Raw genomic sequence first — 1,256 nt, 5'->3', positions numbered from 1 at the left:
TAACTTTAATGTTAGGTATAGTTTTTACGACTATATTGAATCCTATCGGTACTATAGGCTTACAAAAATATGAGTTATTAGAAGCAAAACTAACTAAAAAAGCCTTGAGTGAGGGTATAATATCTAAATCAGGCTTATTATTTTTTGAATCTTTAAATGATGAAACTCAAATTATCCAAACACAATTTATTAATATTGCCGAGAAAAAATTAAATAATATTACAATTTTATTTGTTGATCATAATAATGCTTTTTTAAAGAGAATTGATGCATTATACGGTATTATTGAAAATAAAATGTTACATTTAAATAGAGTTAAGGTTTTCACAAAAGAGGAAACTAAGGCTTACAATAATTTAACTATGCAGACAAATTTATCAATTAATAGTTTAGTAAATAAATTTATTCGTCCTGAAATGGTTTCTATTTGGGCTTTACCTAAATTAATTAATGAATTATTAAATTCAGGTTTACCGGCTATTAATTATCAAATTTATTATTACAAGCAATTATTTAAGCCTATAATGATGATGGCAACCGTAATTTTAGCAAGTTGTTTTATTAGTCTTAAACAGCGTGATAATTCCCAAGAAAAAATACTGCTATTAGGTTTATTTTCAGGTTTTATAGCATATTCGTTATCAGAAATATTATTAAAAATACTTACTTATAATAATTTGTCTTTAATTGCTGCTATTTTATTACCTAGTATGCTAATATTTTTTATTAGTAACTTTATTATGTTACATTATAAAGAAATTTAATATAGACGAAGTTTAATTTGAAAAATTGGCATCGTCGCTTCTCATTGTTGATCCTCATGTAGTATTCTACGCTGCGGTCAAAAATTCCGAGGCTTCTCGCTCTTTTCCAAATTAAACTTCGTCTATATTAAATTTTTATTTACTATGGGACTGTTTATTTTGTTAACAGTTCTATAGAAGTGTTTTTAGAATTTAGAGAGAAAAAATAAAATGATAATGAAATTTTTGGAAGGGTTTTAACTTTAATGTTAGGTATAGTTTTTACGACTATATTGAATCCTATCGGTACTATAGGCTTACAAAAATATGAGTTATTAGAAGCAAAACTAACTAAAAAAGCCTTGAGTGAGGGTATAATATCTAAATCAGGCTTATTATTTTTTGAATCTTTAAATGATGAAACTCAAATTATCCAAACACAATTTATTAATATTGCCGAGAAAAAATTAAATAATATTACAATTTTATTTGTTGATCATAATAATGCTTTTT

Annotated in this window: 1 protein-coding gene and 1 pseudogene; both read left to right on the top strand. The window is 24.8% G+C overall.

Annotated elements, in window-relative coordinates:
* A partial coding sequence (locus O6R16_RS07890; protein ID WP_499680697.1) for an LptF/LptG family permease occupies nt 1-764 on the top strand: 764 nt, incomplete at its 5' end.
* 233 nt (nt 765-997) lie between these two features.
* Nucleotides 998-1,256 (top strand): annotated as a pseudogene (locus O6R16_RS07885) (LptF/LptG family permease); the annotation flags it as partial.

The organism is Candidatus Rickettsia tasmaniensis (assembly GCF_036857515.1).
In the GTDB taxonomy this organism is placed as follows: domain Bacteria; phylum Pseudomonadota; class Alphaproteobacteria; order Rickettsiales; family Rickettsiaceae; genus Rickettsia; species Rickettsia rickettsii.
The sequence above is the reverse complement of the archived record's forward strand: the minus strand, read 5'-3'. Positions and strand labels throughout refer to the sequence as shown.